This is a genomic window from Devosia soli (genome assembly GCF_000970455.1).
Taxonomy (GTDB): domain Bacteria; phylum Pseudomonadota; class Alphaproteobacteria; order Rhizobiales; family Devosiaceae; genus Devosia; species Devosia soli.
In genome coordinates this window covers 65,785-87,384 of the sequence record NZ_LAJG01000025.1, presented here as the reverse complement: position 1 = coordinate 87,384, position 21,600 = coordinate 65,785, and the positions used below count along the sequence as shown (strand labels likewise).

General features: G+C 63.0%; 26 protein-coding genes and 2 pseudogenes. 18 read left to right on the top strand and 10 right to left on the bottom strand.

Annotation, left to right across the window (positions count from 1 at the left end):
• Positions 1 to 23: 23 nt before the first annotated feature.
• The 7 genes and pseudogenes from VW35_RS15125 to arsK all read left to right on the top strand — a co-directional run bounded on the left by VW35_RS15125 (position 24) and on the right by arsK (position 4,730).
• The gene (locus VW35_RS15125; RefSeq protein WP_046143962.1) at positions 24 to 389 is read left to right on the top strand and encodes an ArsR/SmtB family transcription factor; all 366 of its coding nucleotides are present in this window, start codon (positions 24 to 26) and stop codon (positions 387 to 389) included.
• Positions 379 to 909, top strand: a complete 531-nt coding sequence (locus VW35_RS15120; protein ID WP_046143920.1) for an arsenate reductase ArsC — start codon at positions 379 to 381, stop codon at positions 907 to 909. Before VW35_RS15125 ends, VW35_RS15120 begins: the two co-directional genes overlap by 11 nt.
• The gene (arsN2, locus tag VW35_RS15115; protein ID WP_046143919.1) at positions 906 to 1,331 is read left to right on the top strand and encodes an arsenic resistance N-acetyltransferase ArsN2; all 426 of its coding nucleotides are present in this window, start codon (positions 906 to 908) and stop codon (positions 1,329 to 1,331) included. Before VW35_RS15120 ends, arsN2 begins: the two co-directional genes overlap by 4 nt.
• 7 nt (positions 1,332 to 1,338) lie before the next feature.
• On the top strand, positions 1,339 to 2,400 hold the full coding sequence (gene arsB, locus VW35_RS15110) for an ACR3 family arsenite efflux transporter (RefSeq protein WP_046143918.1): 1,062 nt from the start codon (positions 1,339 to 1,341) through the stop codon (positions 2,398 to 2,400).
• Positions 2,397 to 2,818 (top strand): annotated as a pseudogene (gene arsC, locus VW35_RS21045) (arsenate reductase (glutaredoxin)). Before arsB ends, arsC begins: the two are co-directional and overlap by 4 nt.
• Positions 2,793 to 3,518: an arsenical resistance protein ArsH gene (arsH, locus tag VW35_RS15105; RefSeq protein WP_046143961.1), complete on the top strand. Its 726-nt coding sequence runs from the start codon at positions 2,793 to 2,795 to the stop codon at positions 3,516 to 3,518. The pseudogene arsC and the gene arsH overlap by 26 nt, the downstream one beginning before the upstream one ends.
• A 6-nt stretch (positions 3,519 to 3,524) precedes the next feature.
• The gene (gene arsK / locus VW35_RS15100; protein ID WP_046143917.1) at positions 3,525 to 4,730 is read left to right on the top strand and encodes an arsenite efflux MFS transporter ArsK; all 1,206 of its coding nucleotides are present in this window, start codon (positions 3,525 to 3,527) and stop codon (positions 4,728 to 4,730) included.
• Between the two features lie 64 nt (positions 4,731 to 4,794).
• Here the strand turns inward: arsK and VW35_RS15095 are convergent, their stop codons facing one another.
• From VW35_RS15095 to VW35_RS15085, 3 genes are all read right to left on the bottom strand, one after another.
• Positions 4,795 to 5,082 (bottom strand): heavy-metal-associated domain-containing protein, encoded by a 288-nt coding sequence (locus tag VW35_RS15095; protein ID WP_046143916.1) that lies wholly within the window; start codon positions 5,080 to 5,082, stop codon positions 4,795 to 4,797.
• Complete coding sequence (locus tag VW35_RS15090) at positions 5,075 to 6,226, bottom strand: L,D-transpeptidase family protein (protein WP_161796922.1); 1,152 nt, start codon at positions 6,224 to 6,226, stop codon at positions 5,075 to 5,077. Before VW35_RS15090 ends, VW35_RS15095 begins: the two co-directional genes overlap by 8 nt.
• 156 nt (positions 6,227 to 6,382) lie before the next feature.
• On the bottom strand, positions 6,383 to 6,703 hold the full coding sequence (locus VW35_RS15085; protein ID WP_046143914.1) for a hypothetical protein: 321 nt from the start codon (positions 6,701 to 6,703) through the stop codon (positions 6,383 to 6,385).
• A gap of 270 nt (positions 6,704 to 6,973) precedes the next feature.
• Here VW35_RS15085 and VW35_RS15080 point away from each other — a divergent pair, with 270 nt between their 5' ends.
• The 5 genes from VW35_RS15080 to VW35_RS15055 all read left to right on the top strand — a co-directional run bounded on the left by VW35_RS15080 (position 6,974) and on the right by VW35_RS15055 (position 11,365).
• Positions 6,974 to 7,396 (top strand): disulfide bond formation protein B, encoded by a 423-nt coding sequence (locus tag VW35_RS15080; protein WP_046143913.1) that lies wholly within the window; start codon positions 6,974 to 6,976, stop codon positions 7,394 to 7,396.
• Positions 7,393 to 8,046, top strand: coding sequence for a DsbA family protein (locus VW35_RS15075; protein ID WP_046143912.1), 654 nt, complete (start codon positions 7,393 to 7,395; stop codon positions 8,044 to 8,046). Before VW35_RS15080 ends, VW35_RS15075 begins: the two co-directional genes overlap by 4 nt.
• Positions 8,043 to 9,062: a flavin-containing monooxygenase gene (locus tag VW35_RS15070; RefSeq protein WP_046143911.1), complete on the top strand. Its 1,020-nt coding sequence runs from the start codon at positions 8,043 to 8,045 to the stop codon at positions 9,060 to 9,062. The genes VW35_RS15075 and VW35_RS15070 overlap by 4 nt, the downstream gene beginning before the upstream one ends.
• 542 nt (positions 9,063 to 9,604) lie before the next feature.
• Positions 9,605 to 10,522, top strand: a complete 918-nt coding sequence (locus tag VW35_RS15060; protein WP_046143909.1) for a cation diffusion facilitator family transporter — start codon at positions 9,605 to 9,607, stop codon at positions 10,520 to 10,522.
• A 66-nt stretch (positions 10,523 to 10,588) separates the two neighbouring features.
• A complete protein-coding gene (locus VW35_RS15055) occupies positions 10,589 to 11,365 on the top strand; it encodes a L,D-transpeptidase family protein (protein WP_046143908.1) in 777 nt (258 codons plus the stop codon).
• A 4-nt stretch (positions 11,366 to 11,369) separates the two neighbouring features.
• On the opposite strand, the gene lspA is transcribed toward VW35_RS15055, so the two are convergent.
• The gene (lspA, locus tag VW35_RS15050; RefSeq protein ID WP_046143907.1) at positions 11,370 to 11,861 is read right to left on the bottom strand and encodes a signal peptidase II; all 492 of its coding nucleotides are present in this window, start codon (positions 11,859 to 11,861) and stop codon (positions 11,370 to 11,372) included.
• Positions 11,858 to 12,736 (bottom strand): cation efflux transmembrane domain-containing protein, encoded by an 879-nt coding sequence (locus tag VW35_RS15045; RefSeq protein ID WP_244465915.1) that lies wholly within the window; start codon positions 12,734 to 12,736, stop codon positions 11,858 to 11,860. Before VW35_RS15045 ends, lspA begins: the two co-directional genes overlap by 4 nt.
• Before the next feature lie 71 nt (positions 12,737 to 12,807).
• Here VW35_RS15045 and VW35_RS15040 point away from each other — a divergent pair, with 71 nt between their 5' ends.
• Together VW35_RS15040 and VW35_RS15035 are read left to right on the top strand one after the other, a co-directional pair.
• Positions 12,808 to 13,203: a MerR family transcriptional regulator gene (locus VW35_RS15040; protein WP_046143905.1), complete on the top strand. Its 396-nt coding sequence runs from the start codon at positions 12,808 to 12,810 to the stop codon at positions 13,201 to 13,203.
• Positions 13,164 to 13,595: a c-type cytochrome gene (locus VW35_RS15035; protein ID WP_052951771.1), complete on the top strand. Its 432-nt coding sequence runs from the start codon at positions 13,164 to 13,166 to the stop codon at positions 13,593 to 13,595. The genes VW35_RS15040 and VW35_RS15035 overlap by 40 nt, the downstream gene beginning before the upstream one ends.
• 9 nt (positions 13,596 to 13,604) lie before the next feature.
• Here VW35_RS15035 and nadE read toward each other — a convergent pair.
• Both nadE and VW35_RS15025 read right to left on the bottom strand, forming a co-directional pair.
• Positions 13,605 to 14,429, bottom strand: a pseudogene (nadE, locus tag VW35_RS15030) (ammonia-dependent NAD(+) synthetase).
• 79 nt (positions 14,430 to 14,508) lie between these two features.
• Complete coding sequence (locus VW35_RS15025) at positions 14,509 to 14,940, bottom strand: MerR family transcriptional regulator (protein ID WP_046143904.1); 432 nt, start codon at positions 14,938 to 14,940, stop codon at positions 14,509 to 14,511.
• Between the two features lie 67 nt (positions 14,941 to 15,007).
• Here VW35_RS15025 and VW35_RS15020 point away from each other — a divergent pair, with 67 nt between their 5' ends.
• The 3 genes from VW35_RS15020 to VW35_RS15010 are packed head-to-tail and all read left to right on the top strand — an operon-like array spanning position 15,008 to position 18,345.
• On the top strand, positions 15,008 to 17,230 hold the full coding sequence (locus VW35_RS15020; RefSeq protein ID WP_046143959.1) for a heavy metal translocating P-type ATPase: 2,223 nt from the start codon (positions 15,008 to 15,010) through the stop codon (positions 17,228 to 17,230).
• Positions 17,231 to 17,272: 42 nt separating this feature from the next.
• On the top strand, positions 17,273 to 17,749 hold the full coding sequence (locus tag VW35_RS15015; RefSeq protein ID WP_052951770.1) for a copper chaperone PCu(A)C: 477 nt from the start codon (positions 17,273 to 17,275) through the stop codon (positions 17,747 to 17,749).
• A complete protein-coding gene (locus VW35_RS15010) occupies positions 17,746 to 18,345 on the top strand; it encodes an SCO family protein (RefSeq protein WP_052951769.1) in 600 nt (199 codons plus the stop codon). Before VW35_RS15015 ends, VW35_RS15010 begins: the two co-directional genes overlap by 4 nt.
• A gap of 70 nt (positions 18,346 to 18,415) precedes the next feature.
• On the opposite strand, the gene VW35_RS22295 is transcribed toward VW35_RS15010, so the two are convergent.
• The 3 genes from VW35_RS22295 to VW35_RS14995 are packed head-to-tail and all read right to left on the bottom strand — an operon-like array spanning position 18,416 to position 20,971.
• Positions 18,416 to 18,736, bottom strand: coding sequence for a DUF6634 family protein (locus VW35_RS22295; protein ID WP_052951768.1), 321 nt, complete (start codon positions 18,734 to 18,736; stop codon positions 18,416 to 18,418).
• A 19-nt stretch (positions 18,737 to 18,755) separates the two neighbouring features.
• A complete protein-coding gene (locus VW35_RS15000; RefSeq protein ID WP_046143901.1) occupies positions 18,756 to 18,947 on the bottom strand; it encodes a hypothetical protein in 192 nt (63 codons plus the stop codon).
• A 2-nt stretch (positions 18,948 to 18,949) separates the two neighbouring features.
• A complete protein-coding gene (locus tag VW35_RS14995; protein ID WP_046143957.1) occupies positions 18,950 to 20,971 on the bottom strand; it encodes an AAA family ATPase in 2,022 nt (673 codons plus the stop codon).
• 172 nt (positions 20,972 to 21,143) lie between these two features.
• On the opposite strand from VW35_RS14995, the gene VW35_RS14990 reads away from it, so the two are divergent.
• Positions 21,144 to 21,542 carry a beta/alpha barrel domain-containing protein gene (locus tag VW35_RS14990; protein WP_046143900.1) on the top strand — a complete coding sequence of 133 codons (399 nt, stop codon included), beginning with the start codon at positions 21,144 to 21,146 and terminating at the stop codon, positions 21,540 to 21,542.
• Positions 21,543 to 21,600: the final 58 nt, after the last annotated feature.

Here is a 21,600-nt window from a genome sequence, read left to right as displayed (position 1 = left end):
ATCCTTGAGATATTGAGATGATTTTGGAAGAACCGCAAGCCCTCAATGCATTCGGTGCCCTCAGCCAGGAGACACGCCTCCGCATGATACGAATTCTGGTGCAGGCTGGACCGAAAGGCATGTCGGCCGGCGCCATCGGAGAAGCCGTCGATGCCTCGTCGTCCGGGGCATCCTTCCATCTCGCCCATCTCGAACGTGCCGGTCTGATCCAGTCCCGCCGCGAGAGCCGGTCCATTATCTACAGCGCCAATTTCGAAGGTCTGTCGGGACTGGTCGAGTTCCTCATGCGCGACTGCTGCTCGGGACACCCTGAGGTGTGCCTGCCCGCCGCTGCCGTCGCCGCCGAATGCTGCACCGCTGCCACGAAGGAGAACGCTTGTGCCTGCTGACCGCGTCTACAACGTCCTGTTCCTGTGCACCGGGAACTCCGCTCGCTCGATCCTCGGCGAGGCCTTGATCAATCACATCGGCGATGGTCGCTTCCACGGCTTCTCGGCCGGCTCCACCCCCAAGGGCGCAGTGCATCCGATTACTCTAGAAACCCTTCGCAAGGCCGGCATCTCAACGGAGGGTCTGCGCTCAAAGCCATGGGACGAGTTCGCAACGCCGGATGCACCGAAGATGGATTTCGTATTCACGGTCTGCGACAACGCCGCCGGCGAAGCTTGCCCCGTCTGGCCTGGCCAGCCGATGACAGCGCATTGGGGCATTGAGGATCCTGCTGCGGTGGACGGGCCCCAGTTCAAGAAGGAAGCCGCCTTCGAGGACGCCTTGAAGTATTTACGCAACCGAATTGCCGCCTTTATGAGCCTGCCGCTGGCGACCATCGACCGAATGACACTCACATCGAAGCTGCAAGGGATCAGCGCGCTTGAGGGCACTACTGGCCCGAGCAAGGGCGCAGCATGATCGCGTCCACACCCATTCCCGGCGAGGATGAACGCTTTCGCCGGGCTCTACTCGATGCCCATCTGCCGATCGACGATCTCGACGACGCAGGACGATCCTTCTTCCGCATCGAGCGTGACGGCCAACTGCTCGGCTTTGGTGGCTACGAGCTCTACGGTCAGGACGCGCTGCTTCGCTCGGTCGCCGTGCCGCAGGAGAGCCGCGGCACTGGCGCGGGGCGTGCGGTTGTCGAGGTCATGCTGCGGGAAATAGGCAATGCCGGCGGGAAGCGGGTCTACCTCCTGACGACGTCGGCGGCAGCGTTCTTCGAGCACCTCGGCTTTGTCCGTACTGATCGCCTGGATGCGCCAGCAGCGATCCTTGGCACGCGACAGGCATCATCCATCTGCTCAAGCGCCGCGCTTCTGTCCCGCACAATCTAGGTCTGCCATGTCCATCTTCGAACGCTACCTGACCATTTGGGTCGCCATCTGCATCGTCGTTGGCATCGCCGCCGGCCACTTCTTCCCTGCCGTCTTCCAGGGTCTGGGATCCTTTGAGTACGCTCAGGTCAACATCCCTATGGCAGTGCTCATCTGGCTGATGGTCGTGCCCATGCTGGTCCGCATCGACTTCATGAGCCTGCGGCAGGTCGGTTCCCACTGGCGCGGCATCGGCGTCACCGTCTTCATCAACTGGGCGATCAAGCCCTTCTCGATGGCGCTGCTGGGGTGGCTCTTCATCGGTTGGCTGTTTCGCCCGATGCTGCCGGAGATGCAGATCGACAGCTACATCGCCGGCCTGATCATCCTGGCCGCGGCACCGTGCACCGCCATGGTGTTTGTCTGGTCCAACCTGGTCAGGGGCGAACCGCACTTCACCCTTTCTCAAGTCGCCCTGAACGACGCCATCATGGTCGTCGCCTTCGCGCCTATCGTCGGACTGCTGCTAGGGCTATCGGCGATAACCGTTCCCTGGGACACGCTGCTGCTGTCGGTCGGCCTCTATATCGTCGTGCCCGTCATCGCCGCCCAGCTCTATCGTCGTTGGCTGCTTGCCAATGGCGGCATCGACGCCATTAACCGGGTGCTGGCCGTCCTGCAGCCGATTTCGATCGCGGCGCTGCTGTTAACACTTATCATGCTCTTCGGCTTCCAGGGCGAGCAGATCATCGCCCAGCCCACGGTTATCCTACTGCTGGCCGTGCCAATCCTGATCCAGGTCTACCTCAATTCGGGCTTGGCTTACTTCCTGAACAGGGTCTCCGGGGAGCAGCACTGCGTCGCCGGGCCCTCGGCTCTGATTGGCGCTTCCAATTTCTTCGAACTCGCGGTTGCGGCTGCGATTGCACTCTTCGGCTTCAACTCCGGGGCTGCGTTGGCCACCGTGGTCGGCGTGCTGGTCGAAGTGCCGGTCATGCTGTCGGTGGTCTGGATCGTGAACCGTAGCAAGGGCTGGTACGAGCGCGGCGCAGCCGTTCGACACAACACAGAAACGAGGGCCGCCGAATGAGCGTCACCATCTACCACAACCCCGATTGCGGCACGTCCCGCAACACCTTGGCCATGATCCGTCAAAGCGGCGTCGAAGCGACGGTGATCGAATACCTCAAGACGCCGCCAAGCCGCGAACGCATCTTGGAACTGGTCTCCGCCGCCGGCATCAGCCTGCGTGATGCCCTCCGCAAGAAGGATACCCCGTACGAGGAACTGGGCTTGGGTGACCCGGCCAAGACCGACGAGGACCTGCTCGAAGCCATAGAAGCGCAGCCGATCCTGCTCAACCGTCCGTTCGTGGAGACCCCGGTGGGCACCCGCCTCTGCCGGCCATCCGAAGTCGTGCTCGATATCCTCGAGAACCCGATATCGGGCCGTTCACCAAGGAGGACGGCGAGGTCATCATCGATGCCGAAGGGAAGCGGCTTGTCTGACTTGCCAAACGTCCTGCCTGCAGCCTTCCAGGTTCCCGACTTCGGCCAGCTCGTCGCTCCTGCCCTCGACCACAAACCACGCATTCTGATGCTCTACGGGTCGCTGCGGGAACGCTCCTACAGCCGATTCCTGACCCTGGAAGCCGCACGCCTCCTTGAGGCATTCGGTGCCGAAGTCCGGATCTTCCACGCAAATGGCCTACCGCTGCCCAACGATGCTCCAGAAACGCACCCCAAGGTGCAGGAACTGCGCGAGGCCATGCTGTGGTCTGAAGGCCAGGTTTGGACATCGCCGGAACGGCATGGCGCGATGAGCGCGGTGTTGAAGTCGCAGATCGACTGGATACCGCTTCCTGGCGGCGCCATTCGGCCCACGCAGGGTCGGACTCTGGCGGTCATGCAGGTGTCGGGTGGCTCCCAGTCCTTCAACGCCGTCAACCAAATGCGCATTCTCGGACGCTGGATGCGGATGGTGACCATCCCCAACCAGTCCTCGGTGGCAAAGGCCTTCCAAGAATTCGATGAGGACGGTCGCATGAAACCGTCATCCTACTACGATAGGGTCATCGACGTTATGGAGGAGCTGGTGAAGTTCACGCTGATCAACCGCGGCGTATCCGGCTACCTGACCTCCCGCTATAGCGAGCGCAAGGAAGCGGCAGCCAAGCTCGAGGAGCGGGTCGGCCTCAAGTCGATCTAGAATACGATGGCCGATACCCAATCCAACGCCGGCGCCATCTGGGCTCTCGGCATCACCCAGATCATCGGGTATGGCACCCTCTATTACAGCTTCAGCATTCTTGCCCCGAACGTCGCCGGCGACCTGCAGGTGCCAGTGGAGTGGATCTACGGCTGCATCTCCCTCGCACTGCTTGCCGGTGGGCTCGTCTCGCCATGGGCGGGCGGGCTGGCAGATCGGGTCGGTGCTGGCAGGGTAATGTCGGCCGGCTCGGTTGGTGCCGCTGCGGCGCTGGCGACTTGCGGGCTGGCGGGGAACGCCATGGCCTTCTTAACTGGCGTGATCCTTGTCGAACTGGCATCTGCCTTCGTGCTCTATTCCACGGCGTTCGCCTTCCTCGCCCAGACGACGGGCTCCCGCGCCCAACGCAGCATAACCTACCTGACCCTCATCGCCGGCTTTGCCTCGACGATCTTCTGGCCGCTTACCACCTGGTTGCTGGAAGCCGCGAACTGGCAAGAGGTCTACTTCCTCTTCGCCGGCCTGAACCTCGCGGTCTGTCTCCCGCTTCACCTCTGGCTATCTCGCTTCGCGCGCATCGCAGCCGGTCGTCCGCCCGAAACGGTCGCTGCCCCGATGCCGATATCGGTCGAGAACGGAAACCTCTTGTTCGTCCTCATCGTCCTGGGGTTCTCGCTCGCCGGCTTCGTTTCGGCGGCGACATTGTTCCATATGGTGCCCATGCTTGGCCTGCTGGGGCTGGGCACTGCCGGCGTGTGGGTCGCGTCGCTGCTCGGGCCTGCCCAGGTGGCAAGTCGATTGATCAACATGGCCTTCGGCCAGAACCTTCCTGCTACGGTCTTGGCAGTGGTCTCGGCAGTCACAATGCCGCTGGCGTTGGGTGCGTTAGCGCTATCCGCCCCCTCAACTACTGGCGCCATTGCCTTCGCGGTGGTTTTCGGTATCGGCAGCGGGCTCTTCAGCATCGTCTCCGGGACGCTGCCATTGGCGATCTTCGGCAAGGCAGGTTTCGGGAAACGGCTGGGCTGGATCGGCATGGGAAGGCTGGGGCTGTCCGCATTGGCGCCATTCGCCTTGTCGATCTCCCTCGGCACTATCGGACCGGAGCCATCGCTCTGGGTCTTAGCTGGCGCCGGCACCTGCTGCGTCGCGGTATTCGCCGAAGTGTGGCGTCGCTGCTGTCCGTCAAGAGCAGTGATGCCAGCTCGTTAGTGAAAGAAGATCACGTTCTGCAATTTACCTATCTCGCAACCGCTCTATAGATCTGGTCACGTCATCACGCTTTGGCGCGTGCTCGACAGGGGCAGTCCATCGAGGTGCTGGGAAACGCCTTCCCGGCCTCCGACACTTCGTAGCCGAGAGCCTTCACGCAACCAAACAAGTTGGCGAGGTCGAACCCCTCGCCACTGCGGACGGTCATGCTTGCGCCGCTCAGCGAAACTCCGACATAGGCGATGCCTGGGAGCCGATTGACCGCGTTCTCCAGGACATGGACGCAGCCGTCGCAGGCCATCCCGGCGATCCCGATCGTCAGCTTCTCCCCGACCCCCAGGACGTCATGCATCGAAGCTGACCTTGCCGGCCATGTCGAACTCGTAGACATCGTCCCGGAAACTGACGACCCCGTTCCGGTTCGCCCACGCCGAGATGTAAGTCGTGTGGATCTCCGGAGGGTTGGTTACCTCGACGTCCTTCCGCTCGCCGGTGGCGAACAGATTGGCGACCTCTCCGGGCCCCCAGTCGCCGTTGTCGCGCAGCACCCAGCCGACGAAGTCCTGGACCTGGTCGACGCGGACGCATCCTGACGAATAGAACCGGGCGTTCTCCCCGAACAGGCCCTTGGTCGGCGTGTCGTGCAGATAGACCGCATGGGGGTTGTGGAAGTTGATCTTGACGTTCCCCATCGAGTTCTGCGGTCCCGGATCCTGGCGGAACCGGTAGTTCACCGCTTCCTCGGTCTGCCAGTTGATCTGGCTGGGCTGGAGCTCCTGGCCGTTGCCATCGAGAATGCGGATCTTCTGCTCGGTAAGGTAGTTCGGGTTCTCGTTCATGTACTTGATCAAGTCCCGGCGGATGATCGAGACCGGCACGTTCCAGTACGGGTTGAAGTTGATCTGGTGGATACGGCTCTTGAGGATGGGCGTCTGGCGGTCGATGCGTCCGACCACGGCGGTGTGCCGGCGCTGCACCATCCCGCCCTCGACAACCTCGATGAAGGCCGCGGGAATATTCACCACGACGTAGCGGTCCGCCAACGCCGACGCCATGTTCTGCACCCGCAGCAGATTGAGGCGAAGCTGGTGCAGTCGGGTCTCGGCCGGAACATTGAGGGCGTACCAGGTCGCTTCGTCCACCTGACCGTTGACAACAAGGCCATGACGGGCCTGGAAGCGTCGCAAGGCGGCGTCGGTCGGAGCGTCCATGGCCTCATCGACCCGCTCCACCATGGCCATGTCTGCCGACGAGATCAGGCGACGCTTGAGCTGGACGACACCATCACGGTTAACGCCCATGGTGACGCCGTATGTTTCCTGCGGCACCTGCTCCCAGCCGCCGCGGGCGACGAAGGGCTCGTACTGGGCGATCGCCATCTGAAGGTTGTTGGCCGTGTCGTAGCTGAGGATCGGCTCGACCGTATCGATGGCCTGGATCGCGGCGGCACTGTTCGCTTCCCGCTCTGCATCGGTCAGGGTGCGGGTCTGGTTCATCATGTCCCATAGGGACTGCGCCCGTGCAGGCTGCATCATAGGCAAGGTTGCGACTGCGCTCATGGGAAGCAGCCGAAGTAAATCGCGTCTTTTCATCATTCGGTCCGGTCGGTGTTCCATGGATCGGCGCTGCGTTGGCAGTGCCGGACTGCTGGATCAGACGAGACGAGGCGGACGGAAATGTTTGGATCTCGGATAGGAATAGCCGTTGGTGCGCCCTGGATCGACGGCGAAACGAATGGTGCTTGCCGGCGAGAAGGCCGAGACGGCATCGGGTGCCGCAACCCCGAAGGCGATCGTGCAGCATGTCGTGGCGTGGAGAGGATCGGGCGTATCGTGCCTGTCGGAACCCACCGCGACCGCACCGATCCCGTGCTCGGCCACATGAACGGCAGCACCTGCCTGATGTATGGACAGCATCAGTGCGAGCAGCGCGAACATAACGGGCAACAGCCAACGATGGATTGAGATGGTCATTCCTCACCACACGGTCCGGATCATTCCAGCCCATCATCCTTAGCCTAAGGTTAAATCTGGCGAGACTACGTCATCGATGGCAGGGACACTCGGGCTAGACCTGCACCAGACCGGGCAGCGAAGCTGCACAGCACAATCTCGTTTATAATAATTCGATTTATAAGGCAGCTCCGTGCAAGCGCGCATACGAGCAGTCGGGGTGCGGCGAAATTGCCCTTGCTCCTCTAGCGGCTATAGATCGTAAGAATCCTTCCCAACCAAGGAGTTTGCATGCCTCGCGAAACGCATCAGTGGACCCTGCTCATAGCCGGCTGGTTCATCGCGTTGGTCGCCACGCTCGGCGCCCTTTTCATCGGCGAGGTCATGGGACAGATGCCATGCACCCTGTGCTGGTATCAGCGTATCGCCATGTTCCCGCTGGTCGTGATCCTAGGTGTCGGCGCCTTCCGCGGCGATATGGACACTTGGCGATATGCCCTGCCGCTTTCGTCGGTCGGCCTGGTCATCGCTGCCTACCATTTCCTCCAGTATGCCGGACTGCTGCCAGCACCGATTGTCCCGTGCTCGGCATCAGGGCCCTCCTGTTCCGGAGCCGGCATGCTGATAATGGGCATTCCCATTCCTTATCTCTCCACCGCTGCCTTTGCCGGCATCACCCTCTTGCTCTTGCCCCTCGCGAGGAAACAATCATGAATAAGCGCCTTGCCGTCGTGGCGGTCGCAGTCATCGCCGTCGCCGCATTCGGCCTCGCAGCCTGGTTCTACCGGCCCGCCCCGACGCCAAGCGCGTCGCCCGTCGTCGCCACCGTCGAGGAAGCAGGATTCGTACGGCCCCACTCACCGGTGATCGGCCCTGCAGACGCTCCAGTCACCATCACCGAATTCTTCGACCCCAGCTGCGAAGCCTGCCGGGCATTCTACCCGATCGTGAAGCAGATTATGGATCGTCATCCCAACCAGGTGAAGCTGGTGCTGCGCTATGCAGCTTTTCACGAAGGTTCAGACACCGCGGTGAAGATCATCGAGGCTTCTCGTCTCCAGGACCTCTTCATCCCGGTGCTCGAAGCGCTCCTTGCCCGCCAGCCGGAATGGGCGGTGCATGGTGCACCTGACCTCGATCTGGCATGGCAGATTGCAGGCGAGGCTGGTCTCGATGTGGAACAGGCCCGGCAGGACGTTCTCAGGCCAGGCATGGTGGGCGTTCTCAACGCCGACATGGCCGACGTCGAGCGCCTCGGCGTTCGGCAGACGCCCACCTTCTTCGTCAACGGCAAGGCGCCAGCCAGCACTGATCCGCAAGCCCTTGCCGATTTGGTCGCGAGCGAGGTCGCAGCTGCGCAATGACGGAGCAGGTCGACGTCTTGGTCGTCGGGGGCGGCCAAGCTGGTTTGGCGGCTTCCTACCGTCTCGACCAGGCTGGCGTGTCGCACCTGGTGGTCGATGCATCTGCCCAAGTCGGTGATAGCTGGCGACACCGCTATCATAGCCTGACCCTGTTCACGCCGCGGTGCCTGAGCTCGCTCCCAGGCGTGCCGCTCGATGGCAACGCCGAAGGCTATGCCGGACGACTCGAATTCGCCGACTACCTTCGGTCCTACGCCGAAACGAACCGCATCCCGCTGATGAGCGGAACCCGGGTGGTTCGATTGGAGTGTGACACTGCCGGCACGTTCGTCGCCGAGTTGGGCAACGACGCCACCGTGCGCAGCCAAGCCGTGCTGGTCTGCACGGGCGGTTTCCAGCAGCCGATCGTACCGGAGGTGGCGTCGCGGTTCGGACCCGGCGTCGCCCAGCTCACCATGTCCACGTACCGGTCGCCGCTGAGCGTGGGGAAGGGTCCGGTGCTGGTAGTCGGCGATGGCGCTTCGGGCCGGGACATGGCGATCGAACTCGCTGCCACACACGAGGTCCTGCTCGCCACTGGCAAACCCCGCCGCCTGTTCCCGCAGCGCCTGTTCGGCGTCAGCACCTGGACGGTGATGGACCGGCTGGGGCTCTTGTCCGCGTCTGCCGGATCGCCAGTCGGCAGGATGATGCAGAAGGCGGATCCTTTCCCGGACCGCGGCAGAAGCCTTGCCGCGCTTCGTGGCCGAGGCATTAGCATCCGGCCACGCCTCGTTGATGCGTCCGACCGCACTGCAAAGTTCTCGGATGGCGGCCACGCTGAGGTCGCTTCAGTCATCTGGGCGGTTGGATACCGGAACGTCGCCGACTGGAACGCAGTGCCCGCAGGAACGCCAGGTCTGCATTACCTGGGACGACCGTGGCAGCGGAACCGGGCATCGGCGCTGATCCTGGGTGCCAGTAGAGATTCCGAAGTGGTGGTGAACTCTGTCCAGCAACAGCTCTATCAGCTGTGATCATAGTCGTGGTGGTCGGGAGGAGGCTCTCCTGCACCAAGGATACGGGCATTGAACGTCACCCGCGCCTCGCCCAATGACACGCTGACCGGCACTTTGCCCCCTACAGATATACCTGTGACTTCGACACGTACTCCCCCGGGCTGCATGTAGAGTTCGGCATGCGGTGGCAACGTGGGCTCGAAGGTCCCCCATCCGATCTTACCACCTGCGTCATGGTTGCGCCTGGAACTTCGATGCCAAGCGGGCCTACGCCGGTAAGGTTGCGGTTGTTGATAACGAGGTAGACTTCCACGCCGTCCGGCTTCACTCTTGCCCAAGCCTCCTCGACCATGAGGTCGTCAACCAGCATCATCGGCAGTTCCGCACCGAATACTGTAGTGGCCCATCCGCCAACGAGGGCTGCAAGGATTAGATTCTTCATCGTCCTAGCCTGACATTCCGGTGCCTCCACAGCAACTGGGCTAGGACAGGCTGCGACAATGCGCTTGCTCCTCTAGCCACTGGAGGAGTTAGGTTGACCTCGACGCAAGGAGGTTTGCATGTCCCATTCGCACGGATCCGCAGCCAATCGTAGCCCAGGACAAGGCCGCCGGCTGCTCATCGCCTTGGCGCTCAACCTCGGCATTGCTGTCGCCGAGGTGGTGGGCGGGGCCATCTCCGGCTCACTCGCCCTGATCGCGGACGCAGCGCACAACCTATCGGACGCCGGCTCGGTTCTGGTGTCCTATATTGCCTGGCGCATTGCCCAGCGGGCCGCAAACGAAAGACGAACCTTCGGCTATGCCCGGGCAGAAACCGTTGGCGCCCTCATCAATCTCACCACGTTGATCATGATCGGCCTCTATCTGCTGTGGGAAGCCGGCACCCGTTTCCTGGAACCGGTGGAAGTCGTCCCCACGACGGTCCTGATCGTAGGCGTCATCGCCTTGGTCGAGGACCTGCTCGCAGCGTGGGTGCTGCGCAAGGATCTCGGCAGCCTCAACGTTCGCAGCACCTTCCTCCACATGATCGCCGATGCGCTGGGCACCGTCGCGGTGATCGCCAGCGGCATCGCCATCATGATCTGGGGACCATCGGCTTCCTGGGTCGACCCTGCCGTAACCGCCCTGATCGCCATCTACGTCCTGGTCCACGGTTCCACGGAGATCCGGGAATCGATAGCGGTCCTGATGGACAGTGCTCCCAAGAGCTTCGATCACGCCGGCCTGGTGCGGCATCTCGAGGCCGCGGACGGCGTCGTGGACGTTCATCATCTTCATGTCTGGCAGATCAGCGAGGGTCGAACAGCGGTCGAGGTGCATCTGGTCACCGATCGCAATGACCTCGCCGCTGCCACGGACCTCAAGGAGGGACTCAAGAAGAGCATGCACGACCAGTTCAACGTGGAGCACGCCACCATCGAGATGGAGTTGGCCGGCATGGTCGAACACGATCGCGACATCGTTCCCATGACCTAAGGGTAAGGCTCACGAAGGGGTAACCCTCCGGGGATATGGTTGCCAGGAACTGAACTGGACCTCTTCATGCTCTCTCGCCTCCTTCACACCGTCGCCCTCGTGATCGCAGCTGTCGCTCTGGCCGGCTGCAGCCAGTTCGTCGGCGACAATCGTCACAACGTCCCATTGCCGAAGGGGCTGGTGGACCAGATGGCGGCGATCGGGTCCTCGCCTACCGAACCGATGATGATCCGGGTGTTCAAGGAGAGTTCCGAGCTCGAGGTGTGGAAGCGCACCCACACCGGCCGGTACGCCCTGCTCAAGACCTACCCGATCTGCAAATGGTCGGGCGCGCTCGGACCCAAGATCCAGGAAGGCGACTACCAATCGCCGGAAGGCTTCTACGACGTGACCCCAGCCCTGATGAACCCGAAGTCGAACTACTTCCTGTCGTTCAACGTAGGCTTCCCCAACAAGTTCGACCAGGCTTGGGGACGCACCGGCAGCTACCTGATGATCCACGGCGACTGCAAGTCGGTGGGTTGCTACGCCATGACCGACGACGGCATCAAGGAACTCTACGCCATGGTTCGCGAGAGCTTCCGGGGCGGCAACCAGTCCGTGCAGCTGCAGCTGCTGCCGTTCCGCATGACGGAGGCAAACCTCGCACGGCACGCCGCCAGCCCCCATGCCCCCTTCTGGCGCAACCTCAAGGAGGGCGCGGACATCTTCGACCGCACGCTGCAGTTGCCGGCGGTTGACGTGTGCGAGAAGCGTTACGTGTTCAACCGCACGGGCGCCGCTCTGCTCGATCCCAACGGAACCTGCCCCGTCGCGCCGCTCTCGACCATGGCCGCCCTTTGATGGGCTAAGGGCGCCCGGAACCGGATGCGGTACGGCCCGCGAAGGCGCCGGTAATGGTCGCCATCAGAAGCATGACGACGCCGGCGGTGATGCCGACGTCGGCCAGGTTGAAGGTGGGAAAGTGCCAGCCGCCCGCGTGCAGGTCGATGAAGTCGGTGACCGCGCCATCGGGAATGCGGTCGACGAGATTGCCCAGTGCCCCGCCCAGGATGGCGGCGTAGCCAAAGCGCTCGAGTCGTCCACGGCTCCTGTGCCACAGCCAGGCGACCACCGCGGACACCACGAGGGTCACGAGGACGATGGCCCACCAGCCCCCGGGCCTGTCCGCGGCGAACATGCCAAAGCTCACGCCGGTATTGAATCCCAGGGTAAGGTCCAACACCGGCAGCACCGGCACGCCAGCCCCGTCGAGGTACATCAGGGCGGCCTCCTTGGTGGAGGCGTCCACGCCGATGACGCCCAGAACGAGGAAGAGCGAGGAGTCGCGATTGCTCATCGGCCAGCCTGCCGTAGGTCAGACCTCGCATCACGGATGATCGACCAAGCGGACTGCAGGAACAGGCCGGCCACCGCGAAGGCGACGATCAGGTCAGGCCACTGCGACCCGGTCCACCAGACCGCACCCGCGGCGGCAACCACGGCGAGGTTGCCGATGGCGTCGTTGCGGGAGAACAGCCAAACCGCTCGCATGTTGGCGTCGCCCTTGCGGTGCGGGATAAGCACCACTGCGGCCAGCACGTTGACCACGAACGCAATCAGCGCGAAGACGCCCATCACCAGGCTCTCGGGCTGGTGCTCGATGAAGACTCGGTAGACGGTGGACGCGACCACGCCCAGTCCCAGAAGGCCAAGGAAGATGCCTTGCAGCAGGGCCGCCTTCGCCCGGGCGGCAAGTCCCCAGCCAACGGCGATCAGGCCCAGGAACGAAATGAGTCCGTCGCCAAGGAAGTCGAGCGAGTCGGCCTGCAGCGCCTGGGAGCCGGCGATGAAGCTGCCGGCGATCTCGACGATGCCGTAGCCGACATTGAGCAGCACGACGATCCAGAGAGCCCGCTTGTAGGCCGGCGTGACGTGCGAGAGGTCCGGAATGTGATCGTCGTCGCCCTCCTCGTCGTGGTCGTGCTCGGAGTTCGCCCCCTTCTGCCCGCCGATCCGGTCGAGTTGGTAACCGAGGTCCGTTACTGCGGTCTCGAGCAGCGGCAAGCGCCGACCAGGATCGTCCACCTCGAGCGTCATGATCTGGGAGGCGATGGATACCTTGACGTCCTGGATACCGTCCACCTTGCGGGCGGCCCCTTCGATCTTGGCGGCGCAGGACGAGCAGTCCATGCCGGTGACTTGGTAGCGTACGGTTTCGGCAGCAGCGCTCATGCCCTTGCTCCTTCTTGAGACGATTTGGTGCAGAGGCTACAACCTGTAGTCACTACAGGAGCAAGCAGGAAATGCAGATAGGGGATCTATCCCGCAACGCGGGGGTCAATGTCGAGACCATCCGCTACTACGAACGGGCGGGCGTGCTGCCCGTCCCGGCCAGACAGGGCAACGGGCGCCGCATCTATGGCGAAGCCGACGTCCGCCGCCTCGGTTTCATTCGCCACGCCCGGGACCTGGGCTTCGACCTGCAGTCCATTCGCACCTTACTGGCCTTGCAGGAACAGCCCGAGGCCTCCTGCACCGATGCCAGCCGAATCGCCCAGGCTCAACTGGACGAGGTCGAACGCCGCCTGTCGAAGTTGCAGAGCCTGCGAGCAGAATTGTCGCGGATGGTCGACGAATGCCAGAAAGGGGTAGTCGCGGAATGTCGTGTCATCGAAGCGCTCAATACCTCGCCCTTCTGATCGCGGTCGTGCTGGTGGGTGCCTCGGGGGCGGTCCTTTCCGAAGACATCTCCGGCAGGCAGGTCTATCTGGACAATTGCGCAAGCTGCCATGGCGCGAACCTCGAAGGTCAGCCGAACTGGAAGCAGCGGCTGCCGACCGGGCGCCTGCCGGCACCGCCCCACGACGCGACCGGCCACACCTGGCATCATTCCGACCGGCAATTATTCCGGATCGTCAAGGAAGGGCCGGCGGCCATGATGTCCGGCTACGAGACCGACATGCCGGGCTTCGGTGCGGTGCTCGACGACGGCGAGATCGCAGCCGTGCTCGACTACATCAAGAGCACCTGGCCCGAACGCCAGCGCGACGTGCAGGCCGCCAAGTCTGCTTCGGACCCGCTCCAACCATAGACGAAGCCGTCAGGCCGCGGCGTTGGCGGCGACCGGAAGGGCTCGCTTGTGGGCGGTCGCGCGATAGGCGTTCACGATCCGATCGCGGGCGAAATCGGGAACCGCCCTGCCTTCGAGGAAATCGTCGATCTGGTCGTAGGTCACCCCATAGGCGTCCTCGTCTGGCCGCAAAGGGGCATTGTCCTCGAGATTCGCTGTAGGCACCTTGAACACCAGCTCCGACGGTACACCGAGGTGGGCTGCTATGGCGCGGACCCTCCGCTTGGTCAGGCCGGCGAGCGGCAGGATGTCGGCTGCGCCGTCGCCGAACTTGGTGAAGAAGCCCATGACCGCCTCGGCGGCATGGTCGGTGCCGATGACGAGGCCCTTTAGACCTCCCGCCAGGGCGAACTGGGCGATCATCCGCTGCCTCGCCTTGACGTTGCCGAGCAGGAAGTCCTCCTGTCCCTCATTCTCGGGCTCGAAGCCGGCTGCCCGGATCTGCCGCCACATGGCGTCAGCGGCAGGCTTGATGTTCACGGTGAAGGTCTGATCCGGTTCGATCGCCGACAATGCCGCCTGGGCGTCCTTCTCGTCGGCCTGAACTCCATAGGGCAGCCGTACCGCGATGAAACGCGCTTCGCGGCCCTCGGCCCGCAGGTCCCTCACGGCTCGCTGTGCCAGCATGGCCGCTGTGGTCGAATCGACGCCGCCGCTGATGCCCAAGACATAGGTCGTCAGGCCGGAGCGCACCAAGTAGTCCCTGAGGAACGAGACCCGCCGGTCCACCTCGACGGAGGCTTAGAACGATGGCGCGACACCGAGCTCGGCGATGATTTGGACTTGAGAGGTCATTGGTGTTCCAATCTCACTGACTGACCGGTTTCCAACGTGATCCACATCGAAGGTAGTGGTCGATCCATCTGGCTTCGGATCAAGCGTCGTGCAGATGGTGCTTGCACTTCCCGTGATCGGCGAGGATCTCGATCACCCGACAGCTCTCGACCCGACCATGGCTGCAGCCATCGACCATCCGCTCGAGTTCGGCCTGCAACGCCGTCAAGCTCGCGATCTTCGCTTTCACCTCCACCAGGCGAGCCTTGGCGATCGTGTCGGCATCTGCGCAAGACTGGTCGGGACGGTCTTGGAGTTCGAGCAGCGTTCGAATCTGGTCGATTTCGAAGCCGAGCTCTCGCGAGTGCCGGATAAAGGTTAGCCGCTCGATGTCCTTGCGATCATATGTGCGGCGCCCGCCATCCGTGCGCGGCGGCGCGGCCAGCAGCCCGATCTGCTCATAGAAGCGAACAGTGGTGACCTTGACCCCACTCGCTTGCGAGACTTTTCCAATCGCGATGCCGTGATTCATTTCCGCTTGCTCCTATAGTCGCTGGAGGATGTACGCAGATGGTGACGAATTCAAGGAGTCGCCGCCAATGGATGCAAGGATTGGAACCACACGCTTCCGCGTTGAAGGCATGGATTGCGCCAGTTGTGCTTCCAAGGTCGACACGGCGGCCCGACGTATTCAGGGCGTGGAAGATGTTTCCGTGTCGGTCGTCTCCGGCACGATGTCGGTTAAGCACACCGACAACGTCGACCTCACCGATCTTGCGCGTCGCGTCTCCAATCTTGGCTATCCGACTCGCCAGCTGCAGACCGATGGCTCTGCCGCACGATCGTCTAAAGTGCCGGATGCCGATGATGGTGATCATCAGCATCCGGCCGGCGACGATCGCATTCACATGCATGGCGATGACGATGATGATGCCGATGATGGGACGCCGTGGTGGCGAACCCGCAAAGCGATCCTGACCACGGCCTGCGGCGGTGCATTGGTCGCCGCCTACCTTGTAGGCCGGGTAATGCCGGACGTTGGCCACTGGGCATTCCTCATCGCCCTGCTAGTTGGCCTTTTGCCGATTGGCCGGCGTGCCATCGCCGGTGCGCTGGCGGGCTCACCGTTCTCGATCGAGACCTTGATGTCCATCGCCGCCATCGGCGCCGTCATCATCGGCGCGACGGAGGAAGCCGCAACGGTCGTCCTGCTGTTCCTGGTCGGCGAGATGCTGGAGGGCTTCGCCGCCAGCCGCGCCCGCGCCAGCATCAAGGGGCTTGCCGATCTGGTGCCCAAGACGGCGCTGCTGGTCGACGGCGACGACGTCCGCGAAGTGCCTGCCTCCAGCCTCGCGCTCAAGCAAGTGGTGCTGGTGCGCCCGGGCGACCGTGTCCCGGCCGATGGCGAGATCGTCGAGGGTCGCGGGGCTATAGACGAAGCGCCGGTGACCGGCGAGAGCGTGCCCAAGAGCAAGGGCGTGGGCGATGCCGTGTTCGCCGGCACCATCAATACTGACACCGTCATCAAGGTGCGCGTCACCGCCGCGGCCGCCGACAACACCATCTCGCGAGTCATCGCTCTGGTGGAGGAAGCTCAAGAGAGCAAGGCACCCACCGAACGCTTCATCGACAAGTTCTCGAAATACTACACGCCGGGCGTTCTATTGGTCGGCGCGCTCGTTGCCATCCTGCCGCCTCTGCTGCTAGGCCAGTCCTGGAGCGAGTGGGTCTACAAGGGCTTGGCGATCCTCCTCGTCGGTTGCCCCTGCGCGCTGGTGATTTCGACGCCTGCCGCGATTGCAGCTGCCCTCTCAGCCGGCGCCCGGCGCGGCCTGCTGCTCAAGGGCGGCGCCGTGCTCGAGCAGCTGCGCACCATCACCATGGTCGCCATGGACAAGACCGGCACCCTGACCGAGGGCAAGCCGAAGGTAACTGACGTCGTTGCGGTGGGACGTAGCGACGCGCAGGTGCTCTCCATGGCCGCAGCTCTTGAGACCGGATCCAGTCATCCCCTTGCCCTAGCCATCCTGGCGAAGGCGAAAGCCGACAAGGCTCCGATCCCGCCGGGCTTCGACCTGCAGGCAGTTCCGGGCAAGGGCGTGACAGGCAGCATCGGCACCGACAAGGCCTTCCTCGGTTCGGTTGAGGCAGCCGCGGAGCGCACCACCATTACGGAAGACGTACGCACCCGCATTGCCGCCTTAAACGACGAGGGCAAGACCGTCTCCGTGCTCCTCGCAAACGACTCCCTCGCGGGCATCTTCGCCATTCGGGATGAGCCGCGTGCCGATGCCAAAGCCGGCTTGCAGGCGCTGAGGGATGCCGGAGTGGGAACGGTGATGCTCACCGGCGACAACCAGCGCACCGCCAGCGCTATCGGTGCCTCGCTTGGCATGGACGTGCGCGCCGGCCTCCTGCCCCAGGACAAGCAGCGGATCGTCCGGGAACTGCAGGGTCAGGGCAGTGTCGTGGCTAAGGTGGGCGATGGCATCAACGACGCCCCTGCCCTGGCGGCCGCTGACATTGGCATCGCAATGGGCGGCGGCACCGACGTGGCGCTCGAGACGGCCGACGCAGCCGTCCTGCACGGGCGCGTCACCGACATCGCCGACATGATCGCTCTGTCCAAGGCCACCATGGCCAACATTGGGCAGAACATCACCCTGGCGTTGGGTTTGAAGGCTGTGTTCCTGGTGACGACGGTGGTCGGCATTACGGGCTTATGGCCAGCGATTCTTGCAGATACCGGCGCTACCGTCCTCGTGACGGCCAACGCCATGCGGCTCTTGGCCTGGCGGGGCAGCCGGTCGCATTCCATTTGACCAGCATCGCCGGTAAGCATCGGGCGAACGAACGGAATCATCATGAAGATAGCTCTCGGCCTTGCCTTGATCGGCATCCTCGCCGCCTCACCGGCTGTTGCCCACGACTTCACTCAGGTGTCGATCTACCTCGACCACCCGATGATCGAGGAGGCGCCGCCGAATGCCCCCGTGCTTGGCGGGTATCTGTCCATCCAGAACATGGGCGATGTCGACGACCGACTGATTGCCATCGAGAGCCCTGCCGCCGAAAAGGTGGAGATGCACCGGTCCACCGTGACCGACGGGATCGCTCGCATGCAACCGATGGCCGAAGGACTGCTCGTTCCCGCTGGGCAGACGGTCTGGCTCGACGACGGCATGCACGCCATGTTCGTCAAGCCGGCGCAACGTTATCGCGTCGGCGACGAAGTGCCGGCTACTCTTGTTTTCGAGAAGGCGGGAAGGATCGACGTCACCTTCAAGGTGGAGGAGCGCACTGCGGGAGCCGGCGCCAGCCATGAGGGACACGGGCAATGACCGGATTGCGCAGGCTTCGGGTGGTCCTGTGGGTGCTGGTGGCGATCGCGGCTGCCGGAGCTGCCTTCCTCGCTTTTGGACCCCGGTTCGCGCCTGCTAATGCTGGGGAAGCCATTTATGCCAAGCCCTTCTCCCTCGTGAACCAAGATGGTGCTCCGGTAACGCAGGCCGACTTCCTCGGCAAGCCTTCGGCGTGGTTCTACGGCTTCACCCACTGCCCCGACGTTTGTCCCACAGCGTTGGCCGAGATGTCGGCCATCCTCGAAGCGCTTGGCCCAGATGCCGACAAGCTGCAGGTCGTCTTCGTGTCGGTCGATCCTGAACGCGATACGCCGGAGATCATGAAGGACTACGTCGAGTACTTCGATGCCCGGATCGACGGCCTTACGGGCGATCTGGCGCAGGTGAGCACCATGGCTCAGGACCGGTACATCTTCTTCGAGAAGGTGCCGATGGAAGATGGCGACTACCAGATGGAGCACCAAGCCTCCATCCAGCTCGTTGACGCCGAGGGACGGTTCTTCGGAACTCTCGCGGCCGAAGAGAGCTTCGACGTGCGGCTCGCCAAGATTCGTCGGCTCATCGACGAAGGCTGACCTGAGAGGGCCTCCTTGCGGAGGCCCCCCACCCCGCCAACATCGAGGTTACGGCCCATCAGACGCGGTCTTAAGCACCCGAGGAGTTTTCGCGTTTCGTGACCTCAAAAATGGAAGGACCAAGCTTGTAGAATCTACTGACAGTCCTCGCCCATTTGAGGCAGGGATCGATTGCCAGTACCGCGCTGGTGAAGCATGATCCATCCGGCAGTCGCGGGTGCCCCGCGACAATCCCTGCGAGACGGTAAAATTCACCCGACAGCGGTTCATAGGTCCAAAGCGTAAGAGTGGGTGCGTTCGCAAGGTCCGCCTCTGTAGGTAACTCGCCAGCCCGAATGACCGCGGCCACCCGAAGTCCATCGAGGACAGTTTTACGGTTGAGAACCGTCATGGCATTGCCCCTGCCCCGGTCAACGGAAGCGGAAATCATGATCGCGCCTCAACGCCGCGAAGCGACGCCGGCGCTCGATGATCGCGGTCAACGCGCGGATCAAGGTCCCCTCCTCCAAGTCCATATCGCTTTCCAGGGCATCGATCGTATCGATCAAATCGGCCGCGTCCGCACCCGCGGAACCGGCACGAGGGCCGTCGAACCTGCCCATCCTCATTCCGCCGCCTCCCGTACGCGTGCGACGATTTCGATCTTGTCGATCTCGGTGGCCGACAGGTACCCGTCGGCGTCGAGACGCGCGGCAATGCCGTCGAGGAGCGCACGGTTGGCTTCGAGGATTTCCGCGGCGCGCGCCTCGCCTTTGTCGAGCCTGGTCTTCACTGCGGAAATAAGGCCGGGCAAGTGCAACATATTGCGGGCCGGGTCGTCCGGCAGATAAAGGTTGCCCGCAGCGCCTTTGGTTTCCAGCATCTCCGCAAGACTGGTCGCACGAGCGAGGTCAGAGCGTTCCTCCAGACCCGACCCGATCGCGCAATCACCGAACGTCAGCCGCTCGGCAGCACGCCCGGCCATGAAGAGACATATCACGTTCTCGATTTCCCCGGGCGTCGACGCCGTATCGATAGCGTCCTCGAACGAGGCCTGTCCGCCACCCTCCCCGATGGATGCCACCAGAAACTCACCGACGTTTAGCGCGCGTCCGACGATGACGTGCCCCGCTTCATGGGTTGCCACGCGACGGCGCACGGATTGACGCATTTTCGGTCCGCCTTTCTGGATCTGGTCGAGAACGTCCGAAATGCGCAATTCGCGACGCGCGCGGCGTGCCGCGGCCTTGGCTCGTTTGACGTAGGCTTCGACGTCAGCGCCGGTCTTACCCTCCGCAGCCAAAGCCAGAGGCATCAGGTCATCCCCCTTGACGATCGTGTCGGTAAGGTAATGGCCGAAGATCTTCGCGAGGTCTTCCGCCCCGGGTGCGGTCAAGATTATCTGCCGGTCCAGTCGACCCGAGCGAAGAATGGCGGGGTCGATTTTGGAAGCAAAGTTCGTCGTTCCGATTACGACCACGCCGACGTTCTCGGCGCCACTCGATAAATGCTCAAGGAGATAATTGACGATTTGCGACCAATACTCGACGTAGTCGCCGGTCAGACTGGCGCGGTCGGAAATCCCGTCGAGTTCGTCAATGAGCAGGACACTCGGCGCGTTGCGCCGGGCCCGGCCGAACGCATCGCGGATCATCTGCAAGGTGCCGCTCAAGTACGAGGAGGCGTTCCATTCCGCAACCGACGTGGAGATGAGCGGCACCCCCGCCGACTTGGCGAGAGCCGCTGCGAAGGTCGTCTTCCCCAAACCGGGTGCGCCCGCGAGTAGCAGCGCGCGATTGTCGACCAGCTCCCAGTCGAGGCGACCGGCGCGGTATTCCCGCAGGTCCTCGACGAGATCGAGCGCCCATTCCATGGCTTCGCCATATCCGTGAAGGTCGCCAAGCGCGGGTCCTTCACCGCCATATTGGGATTTTTCGTGTACGATCTTGACGAGGCGCGCGACACATTCGGCGGGAGAAAGTCCGGAACGGATCGCGAGGGAAAGGTCGCTCATGTCGGCGTTGCGGACGAGCCGCGGGTCAATCGGGTGTGAGCAAGCCTCGCCGGTCACCGCTTCGATCACCAGCTTTATCGCCCAGTCGTCGATCGCGGGTAACACGAGCCGGTATTCGGTCATGCGCATCAATGTCGAAGGAAGGTAGCGGCGGACATCCGGAGCGATGCCTACGGTCAGCTTGCGTCGGTTCAACGCCGCGATGACCTCGGCGTTGTTCCTGTCGGGCGCATGTGACTTCTCCGACCCATCCCGGGCCACGATGTGCCGCCCCTTGTTGGTCGCGGCGGCACACTCGTCGACGATCGCGCGGACGAGCGGCACCATATCGGCAGTATGGGTCTCGATGGTGACGATGGGTGCCTCCTTGCGCAGGCGGCGCGCGAGGCCCGGCTCCGACGCGACCGCTTTGGCGGTCAGCACGGCCGCCATCACGAGGTCGACCCGCAGGTGCGGGTCATCCTCGTGGGGATCGTCCTCAAGCTCGTCAAGGATCGTCGACAGCGAATCCTTGGAATCCGGTCCCCGGACCATGGATTTGATTTTGACGTTTTCGGCTGCTGCGAGCGCGTCGATATAGGCGCGCGCAAGCAGGTCCGCGGCGGATGCCGCGGCATTCTCGGTTTCGCTCATTGCGTTATTCCTTCTGGTGACGGCCGCTCGGCCGACGGGTGTGAAGGTCACGCGCTGCATACGTGAGCTACGTCATAAGGAACAAAACAGGAACCTTTGTCAACGCCTACATTGGCCTTTGACGTGAGAGTTTTGCTCTCCCCTCGACGGTAGACCCGCCCGTCGTGCCGCGATGCCCGCTTCCTATTGGTTCCTCGGCACGTTCCGCCAGGCTCACCCTGGCAGTATCATTCTTGCCAGCGTCATGATGTGGGTACGGGTAGTCCATCTGGTGGCAGATGGCCTGATCGAGGGGCCGCTTCCGGCCATCAGTTTATCGCTAATCCCATTCACGTCGGATGCCTTCGCCAGAATAGTGGGCAAGCCAGACAGGGCTAGTTTCTACGGAGGCGCCGCCGCCGGCTACCTCGACTATCCGACATCCCCGCTGAGATTGGCGGCCTCGCGCTCTGGCAGGCAAACGGCGGCCAAGGCGGCTGAGGTATTCCACTCGATCTATGATCAGGAGCTTCAGAACGAGCTTATTGATTGGCTAGTCACGCACCCAATCCGCCATCAGCACATGTTTTGAGGGCGGAACTGCATGCCTATGCCGGCTTAGATGACCCAACTGAGTTGTGGGTCGGGGG